Source organism: Pseudarthrobacter siccitolerans (assembly GCF_030823375.1).
Taxonomy (GTDB): Bacteria; Actinomycetota; Actinomycetes; order Actinomycetales; family Micrococcaceae; genus Arthrobacter; species Arthrobacter siccitolerans_A.
In genome coordinates, this window is record NZ_JAUSXB010000001.1 from 2,977,898 (window position 1) to 2,994,866 (window position 16,969).

Genomic DNA, 16,969 nt, shown 5'->3' on the forward strand with positions numbered 1-16,969 from the left:
CGATGCCCAATCTCGTCGTCGATTTCGACAAACTGCTCACCATGACCGGTACCGACCTTGGCACCACCGACTACCGCCAGATCACCCAGGAACAGATCAACCTGTTCGCCGACGCCACTGATGACCAGCAGTGGATCCATGTGGATCCGGAACGTGCCAAGGACGGCCCGTTCGGCGCCCCGATCGCCCACGGCTTCCTCACCCTCTCGCTGATCATCCCGTTCTGGGGCGAGCTGTTCGACGTGGACGGTGTCACCACCAAGGTGAATTACGGCCTCGACAAGGTCCGCTTCACCTCCCCGGTCAAGGTCGGTTCCAAGGTGCGCATGCAGGCCACCATCGCCGAGGTCACCGAGGTTAAGGGCGGCGCCCAGATCAAGGTCAACGCCACCATCGAGATCGAAGGCCAGGAACGCCCCGCCGTCGTCGCCGAATTCCTCGCCCGCTTTTACAAGTAAGCCGCTTCTATAAGTAAGCCGCTTTTACAAGTAAGCGCCGCTCCTGCAAGCAGGCCCGGCGCCCCGCAGTAACCGCGATTGGCGGCGGAGGCGGTCCCACCCGGGGACCGCTCTGCCGCCGACCCCAAAAACACTTTTTCCTCCTTCCAAAGGAACAGCCATGTCAGGACACACCACACTCGCAGCAGGGGGTACGGCCGCGAAGCGCAAGGAAGCGCGCACGGTCATCCTGTCCAGCTATCTGGGCAGCACCATCGAGTTCTACGACTTCCTGCTGTATGCCACCGCCGCCGCCGTGGCTTTTCCCAAAGTCTTCTTCGCCGGCACCGACGAGTGGGTGGGCGTCGTCGCCGCCTACGCCACGTTCGCGGCAGGGTATGTGGCAAGGCCGCTTGGCGGAGTGATCTTCGGCCATTTCGGCGACCGGATCGGCCGCAAAGGAATGCTCATCGTCTCCATGGCGATGATGGGCATTGCCTCCACACTTATTGGCCTGATCCCCGGCGCCAGCGTGATCGGCCCCTGGGGTGCGGTCCTCCTGGTGGTTTTGCGGGTCTGCCAGGGAATCGCCGTCGGCGGTGAATGGGGCGGGGCCGCACTGATGGCCCTGGAACACTCCGATCCCAAGCGCCGCGGCTTCGCTGCCTCCTTCGTCAACGCCGGCGCTCCGACAGGTGCTGTGCTCGGCACCGTGGTGATGGGCATCTTTTCGGCCCTGCCTCAGGACGCCTTCCTCGCCTGGGGATGGCGCGTGCCGTTCCTGCTGTCCTTCGTCCTGTTGATTGTGGGCATGTTCGTCCGGCTGCGCGTTTCGGAAAGCCCGATCTTTGCGGAGGCCGTGGCCAAGGAGGGCGCCCAGGGCGCCAAGCGCAAGATCCCGCTGGTGGAGGTACTCCGCCGTCCCAAGGCATTGATCATGATCATGTTCGCAGGCGCCGCCGGATTCGGCCTCCAGGTAGTACTGCCCACGTTCTCGGTGACCTATGCCGTCTCCAAGGGCGCACCGCAGCAGGGCGTGCTCTACGCTTTCGCCGGAGCCTCAGCCATCTCCATCCTGTTCGTCCTCCTCGGCGGCAGGCTCTCCGACCGCTTCGGGCGCCGGCCGGTCATGGTGGCCGGCCTGGCATTGTTCATCGCCTACCTGTTCCCGATGTTCGGGATGCTCGGCTCCGGCAACGTCGGCCTGATCTTCCTGGCCTTCACCGTGGCGCTTATCCTGCATTCCTCCCTCTACGGCCCCCTGGCGGCGTTTGTCTCGGAGCAGTTCGGCACCACGAACCGCTACACCGGTGCCGCCGTCGGATACCAGCTGGCCACCCTGATCGGCGCCGGCTTCACACCCGGCATTCTTGCCGGCCTGTACAAGGATTCCGGCCAGAGCATCGTGCCTGTGGTGGTGTTCCTGTCCGTCATGGCCCTTGTCTCCATTGTCTTCATCCTGCTGACGCGGGAGTCTAAGAACAACGACCTCACCATGGTCAGTTAGGAGTACCGCAAACATGGACAACAACGGAGTTGGCTCCTGGCTGCAGCGGCGCCGCGCCAAGTCGGGAACGAAGGCGGCACTCGTCACCGGGATGGGCAGCATGACCTACACGCAGCTCGCCGACCGGACGGACCGGCTGGCCAACGCCCTTCGGAACAGGGGAGTGGCCAAGGGGGACCGGGTGGCCTACCTCGGCGAGAACCACCCTTCCTTCGTGGAGACCTTCTTCGCCTGCGGCCTGCTCGGCGCCATCTTCGTCCCGCTGAACACCCGGCTGGCCGCCCCCGAGCTGCAGTTCCAGCTGCAGGACTCCGGGGCCAAGCTCCTCATCAACGCCGCCCCCCTGGAAACCGTGGCCGCCGCGTCCACGGAAGAAACCGTGGTGTCCCATCGCCTGTTGGTGGCGCCCGACGGCGGCACGGAAGGTTCCGCTGTCAGCCCGCCATCCGGCGTCGAACACTATGACGAGGTGCTTCAGGCGGCGGCCGCAACGCCGCTCGACCAGGCGGTGACGCTGGACGACGGCGCCATGATCCTCTACACCTCGGGCACCACGGGCAGGCCCAAAGGCGCGCTCCTGACGCACGGCAACATCACGTGGAACTGCTTCAACACGGTGGTGGACATGGACCTGAACCGGAACGACGTGGCGCTGATGATTTCGCCGCTGTTCCATGTGGCGTCCCTGGACATGGGCCTGCTGCCCATGCTGCTCAAGGGCGCCACCGTGGTGCTGGAATCCAAGTTCGATGCCGGGCGGGTGCTGGAGCTGATCCGGCAGCACAAGGTCACCACCCTCAACGGTGTCCCCACAACCTTTCAGATGCTCTGCGACCACCCGGACTGGCAGACGGCGGACCTGACCTCCCTGGATAAGCTCACCTGCGGCGGTTCGGCCATTCCGCGCCGCGTCCTGGACGCGTACGAGGCACGCGGCATCGGTTTCACCAGCTGCTACGGCATGACCGAAACCGCGCCCGGCGTCACCATGCTGCCGGTGGCCCGGTCCAGGGACAAGGCCGGGTCAGCCGGGCTGCCGCACTTCTTCACCGACGTCCGTATCGCCGATCCCATGGGCGGCCTCTCGCCTGAAGGACAGGTGGGCGAGATCCAGATTTCCGGCCCCAACGTCATCAAGAAGTACTGGAACCGGCCGGACGCCACCGCGGAAAGCTACGCGGATGGCAGCTGGTTCCGTTCCGGCGATATGGGCTACCGGGACGAAGAAGGGTTCCTGTTCGTCTCGGACCGCATCAAGGACATGATCATCTCCGGCGGCGAGAACATCTATCCCGCTGAGGTCGAGGCCGCGATCGCCGAGCTTTCCGCCGTGGCAAGCGTCGCGGTGATCGGCGTTGAGGATTCCAAGTGGGGTGAGGTTCCCCGCGCGATCGTCACGCTCCGCGAGGGTGCCTCGCTCACTGAGGAGCAGCTGCGCTCGCACCTCGACGGACGGCTGGCCCGGTACAAGATCCCCAAGTCCGTGGTGTTCGTGGATGAGATGCCTCGCACGGCCAGCGGGAAAATCCGCAAGGTGGAGCTGCGGAACCAGTTCGCGCACTGACGTCCCCGACGTGAAGGCGCTCTACTGCCAAAAGCGGTAGACCGCCTAACCCTTCGCCAGCCGGTACCGCTCGATCTGTTTGAGGCGCCGCAGGAGGCTGTCGCGCCGGGGGTGCGGGACGGCGTCGGCCGCTTCGGCGGTGAGGTCGATGTGTTTCGTGCCGTACTGCCACAGCAGCAGGTCATCGAGCAGCCGGTCCGGGCCGGGGGAGTAGCGGTGGTCCAGGGCCTTGCGGACCTCGGTGATGCGGTTGGCGCTGAGCAGCCCGGCCAGCTGCATGGTCTGGTTGAGGCCGTGGGCGGCGAGGAGTTCGGCGGCCCAGCCCCAGTCGTCGTCCACCTTCCGGTCCACGTGCGGGAGCAGGGTGCGCCAAACATCGCGGATGCGGTTGGGTGTCAGCGGCGCTGCGCCCTCGCCCTCGGTATCCCAGAAGCTGCGCACTTCCTCATAGCGTTCGTGCAGGTCCGCGAAGGCTGTTTCCACCGTTTCCAGCATCGCAGCGGTAGCCGTGAACTGCCGGTCGAAATGCGGGGTCCAGGCGCGCGGGTCCTCGGCCTTGAACCGGATATCGTGCTCGATCTCGCTCCACGCGTGCGCGAAAATGGTGCGGATCTGGCACTCGAAAAAGTAGCTCCCGTTGGGCTGCGCCTCCGGGTTGAAAACCTGCTGGTACTCCTTGACGGCCTCGTTCTGGATGGTCCGGAGGATCAGGTGCCGGCTGGAATAGCCGTAGGTGCCGGATTCGATGGAGCCAATGTCCTTCTCCCGGTCCCCGCGGCAGTCAAGCAGCTGCCGCTGCCGCTTGATGATGTTGGCCACCGCGGCGTTCTCGGCTGGCAGCTTGGTGATGACGCGGATGCCCACCATGTCGTTCAAGGTCCGGAACGGGTCCGGGAACTTCAGCACCGGCGGCGCGCCGGGCTCCAGCGGCTCCTCGATCCGGGAGATCTTCTCCTTGAACGACTCCACCGTTTTGGTGCGCCCGGTGACGAATAGCGGCGTGACCTCGCTGTCCTTCAGCATGTCCCGCATCAGCAGCAGGACATCCCGCGTGACCAGCTTCAGGGCAGGCCGGACGCGCTCGTAGATCTCCACGTTCCGCTGCACGGACTCCCGCAGGTCCGCGTCCAGGCTCTCCCAGTTACTTGGCATAATCCCAGCTTACGGCCGGGCACTGACAGAACGGCGGCGGCCGGAACCTTCAGCGTTCCGCGGCAGCAGTGGAGCCGCGCACCACCAGTGAGCTCTCCAGTGTGACCTCGTTCTGCTGCAATGGCTTCCCCTCCATCAGGCGGCGCAGCTGCTCCCCGGCCTTCAGGCCAAGGGGCGTGGCGGGCAGATGGACGCTGGTCAGGCCGGGATTGCTCGTGGCCGAATACGGCAGGTCATCAAACCCGGCCACCGCCAGCTCCTCCGGAATCCGCACCCCCGCCACGCGCGCCTCCTGCAGCACCCCGTAGGCGTGCGTATCAGTACCGCAGACGACGGCGGTCACCCCCTCGCGCTGCCATCCCACCCAGGCGGAGGCGAAGGCGGAAGCCGCCGTGCCGACGTCGATTGTGGTGCTGATGATGCGGTCCTCACCCACGTTGATGCCGCGGGCAGCCGCCTCGTCCAGGAAGGCCTGACGGCGGAGGGCGAACGTTTCCGTACCGGTGACGCTGTCAACATAAGCGACCTCGCAGTGCCCGGCTTCGGCCAGGTGGGCTGCCAGCTCCCGGGCACCGCTGGCCACATCCAGGTTCACCGACGGCGCGTACGCCGCCAGGCCCGGGGCGTCCAGCAGCACAAGGGGCGACGGCGACGCGAGGTCCTCGAGGAAGCCGGCGTTGGGTGCGTCCACCAGGAGCCCGGCCGGACGCAGCGACATCAGCCGCCGGACGTCGTCGGCCTGGGGGAACTCGCCCGCCTCCGTGACGGAGAGCAGCAGCTGGTACGCCGGGCCGAGGGACTCGCGCACTCCCGCGATCACCTTGGCAAAGAACGGGTTGGAAATGTCCGGCGCCACCAGGATCACGATGGAGCTCACGCCCTTGGCCAGCGAACTGCCGATGCCGTCCACCACGTAGCCAAGCTCGGCGATGGCTTCGCGGACCCGGGAAATGTTGTCCTCGGAGACGCGTCCCGCCGTCTTGCCGTTGGCCACCAGCGAGACGGTGGCGGTGGAGACACCGGCCCGCGCGGCAACCATCGCCGCCGTGACCCGCCGCGAACGCGCGGGCTGCTGCAGCTGTTCCGCGGAGTCCATACCTCGATCGTAATAGTGGAAGTGCGCGGCTCAGCCCACGAAGTCGAGGTCGGCGGGGCTGGCCGGATGCTCCTTGGCCGGCCGGCGCCTGCCACCGCGCTGGGCGGCGGCACCGGCGAGGACCACCAGCAGGATCCCAACCACCTGGATGGCAGAGGGCTGCTGGTGGAGGATGAGCAGCCCGAGGAGGACGCCGACGGCGGGTTCGAGGGCCATCAGCGTTCCAAACGCGGTGGGCGTCATCCTCCGCAGGGCCAGCATTTCCAGCGCGAACGGCAGCACAGGCAGCAGGATGGCCAGCCCCGCCGCGGCGGCCAGGACGTCAAGGCTGAGGTGGCCGGCGGCCTGGGGAATTCCGACGACGGCGGCCGCCACCGCGGCGATGGGCACCGTGAGCGTGAGCCCGCCGATGCCGCTGAACCTGTCGCCGATCCGCTGGGTAAGCAGGATATAGACACCCCAGCCGAGGGCCGCCAGCGCCGCCCAGGCCACGCCGGCAAGGTTGAAGTCGCCTTGCCAGGGCTGGGTCAGCAGGACCACGCCACCAAGTGCCAAAGCCGGCCAGGCGAGTGCCTTGCGGTTGTGGCTGCGAAGGGCAGCCACCGTCAACGGACCGAGGAATTCGATCGCCACGGCGGTGCCGAGATGGATGTGCTCCACTGCCGCGAGGAACCCGACGGTCATCACACCGGTGGTGACCCCAAGGCCGAGCAGCGGCAGCACATCCGGACGGCGGATGGAGCGCAGTGGCGGGCGGCCAATGGCCAGGAGGATGACGGCTCCCATGCTGAGCCGCAGCCATGCGGTTCCGGCCGGACCCACGGTTTCGATCATGTTCACGGACAGGGCCGAGCCCAGTTGGACAGACAGGATCGCCGTGACGGCCAGCCCCCATGGCGGGACAGGGACGTTTCGCTTGAGCATCTCAGTTTCCTTCGCTGTCTTTGGGGGCTTCGGAGTTTGTTTCCGGCCGGTGTCCCGAGCCCACTCCCGGCTCGAAGACCGCCAGGGAGAACCGCGCCGGGTCACCGCAAGGATTGGCGTACGAGTGCTGGGTGTCGCCCGGGAAGGAGACAGCGTCGCCGGGGTTGAGGACAAAGGATTCGTCGCCAACCACAACCGTGATGGACCCTTCGCGGACCTGAAGCAGTTCCTTCGTGCCGGGCGCGTGGGCCTCGCTTTCGTGCTGGTCTCCGGGCTCCAGCGTCCAATCCCAGAGTTCAACCACATCCGGGGTCCCGGTCCCGGCGACCAGTACGCCGCGGCCCCCGGCGGGGGAGCTCCACAGTGCCGCGCCGTCGCCACTCCGGGTGACCGTCACCGGCTTGGGCCGTGGCGAATCGACCAGCGCCGGCAGGCCGATGCCCAGCGCGTCGCTGATCCTCAACAAGGTCCCCACGCTGGGATTCGCGGCGCCCTGCTCAACGTTGACCACCATGCGGCGGCTCACCCCAGTGGCTTCCGCGAGCTGATCCAGGGTCCAGCCCCGCGCCTGCCGTTCCTGCCGAACACGGCCGCCGATCGCCGCTGCCAATGCAGATGTGCTTTTATCCATTAGTGCATCATACTGCACTTGAAGTGCATTTCTCGACGCTGAAAGTATGGCCGCTGAAAAGGAATGGTGCAGGCCTTCCCGATCGGCGCTCCCGGTGGGACGATGCCCTTATGAGCGATTTAAGCGGAGGAAGTCCGCACGACCTTGGTCCTCACCAGCACGCCCACGCTGCACCCACCACCCAGCAGATGCGGACCGTCGGCCAGCGCCGACGGGACGCCGAGGAGAAACTGGAGCACCACCTCCAGGAGGCCCGCCACAAAGGCGAGCACCACGAAAGTGGGAGCGGGACGGAGGTTGGGCAGGCCCTCGACATCTAGCCCTGAGTCGCCCGTCGACTTATTCAACGGCGTTGCGACTGTCCACACGTTCATGCAAAGGCGCGAGCGTCAAGCGCTTGACCTGCGCTAACGTCAAGCGTTTGACGTGACCTTGCTAACGGTGCCATGATCACTCCTGAACCCTTCAGCTCCCCGCGCTCGCGCGGGCCCCAAAGACGTGGAGAACATCGTGGAACCCGGCCCCTGTGCGCCCAAAAGGCAATCCCCCGAGCGCAAGAAAATCATTCTTGACTGCGACCCCGGGCATGACGACGCTGTGGCGCTGCTGCTTGCGCACGGCAACCCGGACATCGAACTGCTGGCCGTCACCACCGTGGTGGGAAATCAGACGCTCGAAAAAGTCACCCGCAACGCCCTGGCCGTCGGCACCATCGCCGGCATCACCGGCGTCCCCTTCGCCGCCGGCTGCGGCCGCCCCCTGGTCCGCAGCATCGAAACCGCCCCGGACATCCATGGCGACAGCGGGATGGACGGCCCGGAACTTCCGCCGTCGGCCATTGAACTGGACCCGCGGCACGCGGTGGACCTCATTATCGACACTGTCATGGCCCAAGAGCCCGGCACCGTAACGCTGGTGCCCACCGCCGGCCTGACCAATATCGCCATGGCCGCCCGCAAGGAACCGCGCATCGTGGAACGCGTGAAGGAAGTCGTCCTCATGGGCGGCGGCTACCACGTGGGCAACTGGAGCGCCGTGGCCGAGTTCAACATCATCATCGATCCCGAGGCCGCGCACATCGTCTTCAACGAAAAGTGGCCCGTGGTGATGGTGGGCCTGGACCTGACGCACCAGGCGCTCGCCACCCCGGACGTGGTGGAGAGGATCGCCGCGATCGGCACCAGGCCGGCGAAGTTCGTCACCGAGTTGATGGACTTCTTCGCCCACACCTACAAGGACGCGCAAGGCTTCGACTCCCCGCCCGTCCACGATCCCTGCGCCGTTGCCTATGTCATCGACCCCAGTATCGTCAGTACCCGCAAGGTGCCGGTGAACATCGAACTGCAGGGCACCTTGACCCTCGGCATGACGGTGGCCGATTTCCGCGCCCCGGCGCCGGCAGACTGCCACACCAGCGTCGCCGTCGACCTCGATCACGGGAAATTCTGGAACCTCGTCACGGACGCGCTCATTAACATCGGCGAACCCTACGACGCCGAACGCCGGGAACATGCCCACCTCACCACGGGAGGGGCCAAGTAAATGACTGCCACCCTCACTGAAACCAGGACCAGCCGGGGCAACGTCACCGCCCTGATGGTCGCCCTGCTGGCCGCCTGCGTGGCCTTCCAGCTGAACGCCTCGATGCTCAGCCCTGCCCTGGTGACCATGGGCGAGGAGCTCAACACGGACCAGGCCGTGATCGGCCTGTCTCAGACGTGGTTCTTCACCGCGGCGGCGCTGTTCTCCCTGTTCCTGCCCCGCCTCAGCGACATCGTGGGCCGCAAGAAGGTCCTGGTGGGCATGATGCTGCTGATGGCTGTGGGTTCGATCATTGCAGCCCTTGCCCCGGATATCACCTGGCTCTTTGTGGGCCGCATCATCCAGGGCATCAGCGGACCCACCGTGCCGCTGTGCCTGATCATGCTGCGCTCCGCCGTCACCAACCCGCGCAAGTACGGCATGCTCATGGGCCTCATCACGGCCGTCAACGGCGGCGTGGCCGGCGTCGACTCTTTCGTGGGCGGCTACTTCGCTGAGCACTTCGGGTTCCGCAGCATTTTCTGGCTCATGGTGGTGCTGGCTCTCGTTGCCACCGCACTGATCGCCTTCCTGGCGGGCGAAAGCAAGCCGGCCGCCGGCACCCGGATGGACTGGCTGGGTGTGTTCTTCATCGTGGTTGCCGTGGGCGCGCTGCTCACCGCCCTGAACGAAGGAGCCAAGCTGGTGGGCGCCTTCTCGTCCGGCACCCTGATGCTGAGCCTCGCGCTGGTACTGGTATCCGCCGCCGCGTTCTATGCCTTCTGGACCGTGGAGAAGCGCGCCAAACAACCAATGGTGGAGACGGTCCACCTGCGCCAGCGCTCCACCTGGGCGCCGCTGCTCACCACCACCCTGACGATGACCGGTATCTTCGCTGTCATCAACGGAATCGTGCCCGCCTTTGTTCAGGCCGCCGGGCCCGGCTTCGGCATTGGGCCCACCGAGATGTCGCTCCTCATCCTGACCCCGTACGCGCTTTTGGGCTGGATCGTGGGACCGCTCAGCGGGAAGCTCGCTCCCGTGCTGGGCTACACGAAGGTGCTGCGCATCGGCCTCCTGGGCAGCATCGCCGCGCTGGCCATCATCGCGTTCTTCGGCCTGAGCAGCCTGCCCCTGATGATCGCCGGCACGGTCTTGCTGGGCATCATGTACGCCGGTACGGTCAACATCATGCTCAACGGACTCGGCGTGGTCCTCTCGCCCGCAGGTAACCCCGGCTTCCTGCCCGGCATGAACGCAGGCGCCTTCAACCTCGGCGCAGGCCTCAGCTTCCTGGTGCTGCCCGCCGTCCTGGTGGCGACGTCGGCCCTGGGGGATGTGAAGGCGTCCTACCTGACCGTGGTGGTCGTCGGACTGGCCCTCACCGTGGCGGCGTTCGCCGCCTCGCTGCTGATCCCCAAGCCGGTCGAAGCTGAGGTGGCCGAATGAGCACGGCTGCTTCCCCGGGCGTTGGTCGGGGCGACGTGCGGCACTCAGGCCGGATCGTCGTCGTCGGTTCCTTGAATGCCGATCTCACTATCTACTGCGATCGCCTCCCGCTCCCCGGCGAGACGGTGCATGGCAATGGATTCGCTGTGAACCCGGGCGGCAAGAGTGCCAACCAGGCCGTGGCCGCCAGCCTGCTCGGCGGGAACGTCAGCCTGGTGGGCGCGGTGGGGGAGGACCCCAACGGCGACATGCTGCTCTCCGCGGCGGCGGGTGCCGGGGTGGACGTGGGGCATGTGCGGACCTCGTACGAGCCCACGGGCGTCGCCGTGATCGCCGTGGATGCCAACGGCGAGAACAACATCATCATCTCCGCCGGTGCCAACGGCACCCTGTCCCCGGCGGACGTGGCGAAAGCGTCGGATGTCCTGGCGGAAGCCGCCGTCGTGTGCCTTTGCCTGGAGGTTGGCATGGAAACGGTGCTGGCCGCCGCCAAGGCAGGGCACGACGCCGGTGCAACAGTCCTGCTGAACCTCTCCCCTTACGCGCACATCCCGGCAGCCCTGGCCGAGTTGACGGACGTCCTGCTGGTGAACGCCCATGAAGCCGCGCTGTTCCTGGGCCCAGGGGCATCTGTCCCGGGTGCCGATGCCCGTGCCGCGCAGTGGGATGCCGTGCGGGAAAGGTTTGCCGGGCGCGGGATCCAGCAGGTCCTGGTAACGCTGGGTTCCCACGGCTCCGTGGTGCTGGACTCGCTGGCCTCACCGGACCGCCTTGTCACTTTTGTGGCGCCCACCAATGTCGCCGCCGTGGACACCACCGGCGCGGGCGACGCCTTTACCGGTGCCGTGGCAGTCCGCCTCGCCGCAGGTGATGCGCTCGCCGGCGCTGCGGCTTTTGCTTCCGTGGCCGCTGCTTTGGCCACTACCCGGAAGGGGACGCAGGCTGCGTACCCGGAGGCGGCCGATGTGCAGCGGCTGCTGGGGCCTTAGCCTTCCCCGAAGATCCGCTTCCGGGCGGGGCTTCTGAAGATGCCCCACCCGTGCGAATCAACTGCCGGCCAGATCCCTAACCAACCGGGGCTTCGGTGCGGGCAGTCGTAACGGCATGGGGGACCGCCAGCAGGGCCGCCACGGCTAAGGCACCGGCTGCAGCGAAGAGGTAGAAACCCCAGGGGTAGGCGATGCCGGCGGCCACCAGTCCGCCTGTCACGGCCGGTCCTGCAATGGCACCGACTCGGCCGACGCCGGCAGCGAACCCCAGCGCGGTCGCGCGCAGCCGGGCCGGGAACAACTGGCTGACCCAGGCGTAAACGAGGACCTGGGAGCTGAAGACAAATACTCCCGTGACGAAGACGAGCGCGTTCAGCAGAAGCGCGTTATCGACCTTGACGCTCAAGAGGGCGAGGCACGCGGCCGAAAGTCCAAACCACAGCAAGACGATGGGCTTGGTCCCGTGCCTGTCCGCCAGGATGCCGGCGATAATAAGTCCGGCAACGGCACCGAGATTCAAGACCAGGAGCAGGGAAAGGCCGGCGCTGACAGGATATCCAGCGGAAGCCATCAGCTGCGGAAGCCAGGTATTCAGTCCATAGACAAGCAGCAGTCCCATGAATGACGCTGCGCCGATTGCCGCGGCAATCAGGGGATAGGGCTTCTTGGCCAGGCTCCGGAACCCGGTCTTTTCCTCTGTCCCGGCAGCCCGGGCTGCCGGCAAGGTCTCCGGGAGCTTGAACCAGAGGAACGGGGCGAGGATCAAGCCGGAAATGCCTCCCACCACAAACATGATGCGCCAGTCCGGGATGACGATCATTGCCAGGAAGGCTGTTGCCACCGCCCCAACGTGGTAGCCGGTCATTGTGCGGGTGGTTGACTTGCCGGCGGAACTTGCCGGGGCGTAATCGTTCATGTAGGCGAGGGCGGCCGGCAGGCAGGCCCCGAGCCCGGCCCCGGCCAACAGCCGAAGAGCGCCAAATACGGCAACATTCGGGGCCCACACCACCGCGAGCGTCAGAAGCGAGAACCAAAGCACGCACGCGACCAGCAGGTTCCGGCGGCCGAAGCGGTCCGAGAGAGGAGCGATAAAGAGCGCGCCCAAACCCACGCCCACGAGGGATATCGTGGCGACGAAAGTAGCCCCGACAGCATCAAAGCCAAGCTCGCCGGTTTTGATCAAAGTGGGAATGACGGTGCCGAGCACCACCAGATCGAAGCCGTCCAGGGCCATGGCCAGCCAGCAGAGCCACACCGGCCAGTGCGACGGGAGGGCGGAGGGGGAAGTTGTCATGGAATCCTCATTGATTTGGGAAAAGGAGGGAAGTGCTGCCGATCGAGAGCGCCGCCACAACCACACGTGACCCACGGCATGCTTTCTTCCGTCGACAAGGGTACAGGGAGTGTTCACTAAGTGCACGAAAGTTCGCTTCTCGAACGAAGCGCGATTGACCCAGCCTTGACATCCCGATAATCCCGGCGTACCTGGTTGTCGTCGTCGTACGCTGAGGAGCGGACGTGCCCCGGCGCGCCCGCCCGGCTGCCCGAGCACGGGCAAAACCGAAGCAGCCACCCACTGAACGAAGCCCTGGAGGGCTCCATCAATAAAGCAGAGGTAAAACGGCACCGTTACTACTACGGTGATGACGCCAGCCAGTGGGGTGAACTGTTCCTCCCGGAACTGACCGACGGCGGAATTCACGGCGGCGTTGTGGTGGTGATTCACGGTGGCTACTGGCGCTCGCAGTACGGGGCGGAACTGGGGGAACCGCTCGCAGCGGACCTTGCCGGGCACGGGATGGCGGCGTGGAACCTGGAGTACCGCCGCGCGGGAAACGGCGGCGGCTGGCCCGATACGTTCCAGGACGTTCTGGCGGGCATCGACAAACTGCTTGAGCTCGCCGCACCCCATGCCCTGGACCTGGCCAAGGTGGTGGCGTTGGGCCACTCCGCCGGCGGGCACCTGGCCGTCTGGGCGGCAGGCCGGGACCGGCTGGGGCAGTTGGGGCTGGAGCCAGAGCACCGCGGGGTCGGACCTAAAGACGATGGCCTCCGTCTCACCGGAGTGGTCAGCCAGTCAGGGGTTTTGAACCTTGCCGAGGCTGAAAGGCTCAATCTCAGCAACGGTGCGGTGGCCAACCTCCTGGGCGGGCCGTCGTCGGAATTTCCCGGGCGGCACCGGTACGCGGACCCGATGGCTGCGCTCCCGCTGGACGTTCCTGTCTACGCCGTGCACACGACTGAGGACGATGACGTGCCAGTAGCGATGTCCACCAGCTATGTGGAGGCGAGCCGCGATGGGCAGGTCCCCGCAGAGCTGGTCCCCGTTCCCGGCGACCACTTCGCACTGATCAACCCCGGGGCGCCTGCGTATGCAAAGTGCCGGGAACTGGTCCAGGAGCTGCTGGGCTGAAATGAACTGCTGCCCCTGCCACTTCTCTGGCAGAGTATGACCATGCTCACAGTTATTGGCGAAGGCCTCGTCGACGTTGTCCAGCGCGCCTCGGGGATCGAAGCGCACGTAGGCGGCAGCCCGCTGAATGTGGCGGTGGGACTGGCCCGACTGGACCACCCGGTGCAGTTCATCGGCCGCTACGGCCGGGACGCGTACGGCGATTCCGTCGCGGCGCACCTCCGCTCCAGTTCCGTGATGCTTCCGCTGGGCCCGGATGAGCTGCCGACAAGCGTGGCCACCGCCCTGATTGACGACGAAGGCGCCGCCACCTACACGTTCGACCTCACCTGGGAGCTTCCCGGCATCGCCGACCGGCTTGCTTTCATGCTGCAGGGCACCACCCTGCTGCACACCGGATCAATCGCGACCATGCTGGCGCCGGGTGCAACGGACGTGCTCGCCGCCGTCGAATACGCCCACCCGCGCGCCACCATCAGCTTTGACCCCAACTGCCGGCCCAGCATCATCACCGATGTGGACTACGCCCGCCGCCATGTGGAGAAGTTTGTGTCCCTGGCGGACGTGGTCAAGGCCTCAGACGAGGACCTTGCCTGGCTGTATCCGGGCGAGGATGTGCTGGAATCGGCGCGGCGGTGGATGACGCTGGGCCGGACTGAAAGGCCGGCCATGGTGGTGGTCACGCGCGGGGCAGCCGGACCGTGGGGCATCACGGCGTCAGGTGAAGCAGAGTGCCCGGCGCCGAAGGTGAACGTTGCTGACACAGTGGGTGCCGGTGATTCCTTCATGGCCGCCCTGCTCTCCGGCCTGGTGGACCGCGGCCTGGACGGCGCCCAGAACCGCAAGGACCTCCGTGAACTTCCCGCGGAGGGGCTCGCTGAACTCCTGGCCCACGCGGCCAAGGCGGCAGCGGTGACAGTGTCGCGGCCCGGTGCCAACCCGCCCACCCGCGCTGAACTGAACGGAAGCTCGGGGGAGTAGGGCCGGATTTCCCTTCGTTATCCCTCGTGGTTGTAGTAGGGCCATGGCAGGAAGCGACGCTCACCGCGCCGGTCGGGTCCTTCCAGAGTGACTTTGCCCTTCGCAGCCCATTCCACGCCGCGGGGGAACATCCGGATGAACTCGATCCGCCGGAACGTGTCGAGGTCGTGCCCGATCGTAATCGTGAAGCTGCGGCCTTCGCCGTAGTTGTTGATCCAGGCAAGGGGCTGCAACGTGTTGATGCCGGGAAGACCCTCGATTCCCTCCGCAGGGATGGCCACCGGATAGTGGGACAAGGGCCACATGGGCGCTTTCTTGTACGAGTCCAAGTCGTCAAACGTTGAGAGAAGCACCTCTGCGCCGTCGTACAGCTGCACGCCCGTCAGGATGTCGTCACCCGTCACTGTCCAGGTGTCGCTGATGCCCTCCGTGATGGGGTGGCGTGGCTGGGCGGTCTGCAGCAGAGCCTCACCCCATGGACGCGGGCGCAGCCCCGTTGGAACGCTGAGCTTCGCGCCCCGCATGATGTTGTACTCCTCGGGGTAGCCCCAGTCGTCCTCCTGCACGGCCGAGCCATGGAACCAGACGATGCCTTTCCCGTCGTCGTGGACAAACTTCAGCAGGGCCGCGTCGGTTTCGGCGCCGAACCCGACCGCCTTTTCGTGGTATCCGTCGCGGCCCTCGAACACGATGATGACGACGTCGTATTTGTCGATAACGTTTGCCCCGAGCCCCCGCGGGTCCTCAATGACGCGGACGCGGAACCGGCCTGTGTCCTCAAGAACGGTAGTGAGCCAGTGGTTGTGGGACCGGAAGCTGCGGAACTCGTTGTCGTGCTCGCGGGTCATATGCCCGGAGAGGATGAGTGCGTTTATCACGTCGGCCATGTGGTCTGGGCTCCTTGGTGTTCGGGCAGGTTGGGTTATGGAGAAAGTTTACATACTTTAGTATGAAACAGACATAACAATGCTACGATCGGTTTGCACCTAGAGAGAGTGAGCAATGATGCTTCTCGAAAGAGACCTCATCCAGTCCGTCGGCTTCCGCAACGTCACTGAAGGCGGGCGTGTGACCGGCTTCCAGTTCCGGGTCCGGATGCCTTCCTACCGCGGCATGGCCGCGTCCCTCATCGACGGCATTGCAGTCCGCGTGGGCAACATCGTGGACGTTCCCGCCGATGTCGCGCTGTGGACCTTCGGCGGAACCACCTACAGCCTCCAGGAACTGTGGAACAGCGACGGCGTCCGCTGGCCCCTGGAGGACGCAGCCATCGTCACGGTGCCGTTCGACGGCGGGCTGCCGCAGGGTGTGCATGAAATTGCCATCGAGCTGCGCCTGCGCATGTCCTACATTCCGCTCGAGCACCAGCCGTCCGTGTACCGTGTCAGTCGGGCGGTTGTCCTGGCTTCGGAGGGGCAGGGTGGGCCCTTCCAGTACGGTGTGTCCCTCTATAGCTACATGGGCGACTACGGCACGGTCCTGGACCTGGAAACCGCGCTCGCCGCCGTGGCCGAAACCGGTGCCACCGGGGTCGAGATTCTCGGCGAGGGCCACGTGCACAACTATCCTGCTCCGTCCGCGGCCTGGGTCGACCAGTGGTTTGCGCTCCTGGAAAAGTACTCGCTGGAACCCACCAACTACGGTTCATGGATCGACACCCGCCTGCACCCCGGCCGCGCTATGACCGCCGTCGAAGGCGCCGCCGCCCTCCAGCGCGACCTGAAGCTCGCCGGCACGTTGGGCTTCAAGTACGTCCGCCCCAAGATCGGAGTAACGTCCAGCGACCTTATCCCGGACCCCATCTGGACCGAGTCCGTGGAGCGCTCACTGGACCTCGCCCATGAACTGGGCATCGTCATCTGCCCCGAAATCCACTCGCCGACACCCATCAAGCACCCCGTGGTGGACGACTACATCGGCCTGATCGAACGGACCGGGACCAAGAACTTCGGACTCCTCATCGATACCGGCATCTTCCAGGACCGGCCCATCCCGCTGCGCGAGGGGGAGACCCGCGAGACCCGGCCCGCCTTCTTGGACGGCATCGGCGTGGACCCGGCCGACCTGGCTGGCATCGCCGAGTATGTGGTGTTCGTCCAGGCCAAGTTCCATGACATCAACGACCAGCTCGAAGACCAGCAGATCCCCTGGCGGCCCGTCCTCCAATCGCTGAAGGACGCCGGCTACACCGGTTATCTGTCCAGCGAATACGAAGGGGAACGGACCCCCTGGCGTTCCATCGAGCAGGTCCGCCGCCAGCACGCACTGATCCGCGGCATCGCCGCCCAGCTCGACTAGCACCCAC

16 protein-coding genes are annotated in these 16,969 nt (G+C 66.0%); 10 read left to right on the forward strand and 6 right to left on the reverse strand.

All coding sequences use genetic code 11. The annotated features are described in order from the left end of the window. Positions 1-2: 2 nt before the first annotated feature. The 3 genes from QFZ36_RS13835 (at position 3) to menE (ending at position 3,508) form a co-directional block, all read left to right on the forward strand. Positions 3-458, forward strand: a complete 456-nt coding sequence (locus tag QFZ36_RS13835) for a MaoC family dehydratase (protein WP_306637407.1) — start codon at positions 3-5, stop codon at positions 456-458. Between the two features lie 160 nt (positions 459-618). Beyond that, positions 619-1,944, forward strand: a complete 1,326-nt coding sequence (locus tag QFZ36_RS13840) for an MFS transporter (RefSeq protein WP_306637409.1) — start codon at positions 619-621, stop codon at positions 1,942-1,944. A 13-nt stretch (positions 1,945-1,957) separates the two neighbouring features. Beyond that, on the forward strand, positions 1,958-3,508 hold the full coding sequence (menE, locus tag QFZ36_RS13845; RefSeq protein WP_306637411.1) for an o-succinylbenzoate--CoA ligase: 1,551 nt from the start codon (positions 1,958-1,960) through the stop codon (positions 3,506-3,508). A gap of 45 nt (positions 3,509-3,553) precedes the next feature. On the opposite strand, the gene QFZ36_RS13850 is transcribed toward menE, so the two are convergent. The 4 genes from QFZ36_RS13850 to QFZ36_RS13865 all read right to left on the reverse strand — a co-directional run bounded on the left by QFZ36_RS13850 (position 3,554) and on the right by QFZ36_RS13865 (position 7,311). Continuing rightward, positions 3,554-4,660: a GTP pyrophosphokinase gene (locus QFZ36_RS13850; RefSeq protein ID WP_306637413.1), complete on the reverse strand. Its 1,107-nt coding sequence runs from the start codon at positions 4,658-4,660 to the stop codon at positions 3,554-3,556. 49 nt (positions 4,661-4,709) lie between these two features. Beyond that, entirely contained in the window at positions 4,710-5,699 is a 990-nt protein-coding gene (locus tag QFZ36_RS13855) for a LacI family DNA-binding transcriptional regulator (protein WP_373427081.1), read from the reverse strand. Positions 5,700-5,786: 87 nt separating this feature from the next. After that, positions 5,787-6,680, reverse strand: coding sequence for an EamA family transporter (locus tag QFZ36_RS13860; protein WP_306637417.1), 894 nt, complete (start codon positions 6,678-6,680; stop codon positions 5,787-5,789). A gap of 1 nt (position 6,681) precedes the next feature. Next, positions 6,682-7,311, reverse strand: a complete 630-nt coding sequence (locus tag QFZ36_RS13865) for a helix-turn-helix domain-containing protein (protein WP_306637419.1) — start codon at positions 7,309-7,311, stop codon at positions 6,682-6,684. A gap of 110 nt (positions 7,312-7,421) precedes the next feature. Between QFZ36_RS13865 and QFZ36_RS13870 the strand changes: the two genes are divergently transcribed. The 4 genes from QFZ36_RS13870 (at position 7,422) to QFZ36_RS13885 (ending at position 11,270) form a co-directional block, all read left to right on the forward strand. Further along, positions 7,422-7,631, forward strand: coding sequence for a hypothetical protein (locus QFZ36_RS13870; RefSeq protein ID WP_306637421.1), 210 nt, complete (start codon positions 7,422-7,424; stop codon positions 7,629-7,631). 190 nt (positions 7,632-7,821) lie between these two features. Beyond that, positions 7,822-8,853 carry a uridine-preferring nucleoside hydrolase UriH gene (gene uriH / locus QFZ36_RS13875; protein WP_306637423.1) on the forward strand — a complete coding sequence of 344 codons (1,032 nt, stop codon included), beginning with the start codon at positions 7,822-7,824 and terminating at the stop codon, positions 8,851-8,853. After that, positions 8,854-10,281, forward strand: a complete 1,428-nt coding sequence (gene uriT, locus QFZ36_RS13880; protein ID WP_306637425.1) for a uridine transporter UriT — start codon at positions 8,854-8,856, stop codon at positions 10,279-10,281. Beyond that, complete coding sequence (locus QFZ36_RS13885) at positions 10,278-11,270, forward strand: ribokinase (RefSeq protein ID WP_306637427.1); 993 nt, start codon at positions 10,278-10,280, stop codon at positions 11,268-11,270. Before uriT ends, QFZ36_RS13885 begins: the two co-directional genes overlap by 4 nt. A gap of 76 nt (positions 11,271-11,346) precedes the next feature. On the opposite strand, the gene QFZ36_RS13890 is transcribed toward QFZ36_RS13885, so the two are convergent. Further along, positions 11,347-12,564, reverse strand: coding sequence for an MFS transporter (locus tag QFZ36_RS13890; RefSeq protein ID WP_306637429.1), 1,218 nt, complete (start codon positions 12,562-12,564; stop codon positions 11,347-11,349). A 306-nt stretch (positions 12,565-12,870) separates the two neighbouring features. Here QFZ36_RS13890 and QFZ36_RS13895 point away from each other — a divergent pair, with 306 nt between their 5' ends. Together QFZ36_RS13895 and QFZ36_RS13900 are read left to right on the forward strand one after the other, a co-directional pair. Then, positions 12,871-13,683, forward strand: a complete 813-nt coding sequence (locus QFZ36_RS13895; protein ID WP_306639215.1) for an alpha/beta hydrolase — start codon at positions 12,871-12,873, stop codon at positions 13,681-13,683. A 42-nt stretch (positions 13,684-13,725) separates the two neighbouring features. Further along, positions 13,726-14,664 (forward strand): carbohydrate kinase family protein, encoded by a 939-nt coding sequence (locus tag QFZ36_RS13900; RefSeq protein WP_306637430.1) that lies wholly within the window; start codon positions 13,726-13,728, stop codon positions 14,662-14,664. A gap of 17 nt (positions 14,665-14,681) precedes the next feature. Here QFZ36_RS13900 and QFZ36_RS13905 read toward each other — a convergent pair whose 3' ends face one another. Continuing rightward, positions 14,682-15,551: a ThuA domain-containing protein gene (locus QFZ36_RS13905; protein ID WP_306637432.1), complete on the reverse strand. Its 870-nt coding sequence runs from the start codon at positions 15,549-15,551 to the stop codon at positions 14,682-14,684. Positions 15,552-15,669: 118 nt separating this feature from the next. Here QFZ36_RS13905 and QFZ36_RS13910 point away from each other — a divergent pair, with 118 nt between their 5' ends. Beyond that, entirely contained in the window at positions 15,670-16,962 is a 1,293-nt protein-coding gene (locus tag QFZ36_RS13910) for a C-glycoside deglycosidase beta subunit domain-containing protein (RefSeq protein WP_306639216.1), read from the forward strand. Positions 16,963-16,969 lie beyond the last annotated feature (7 nt).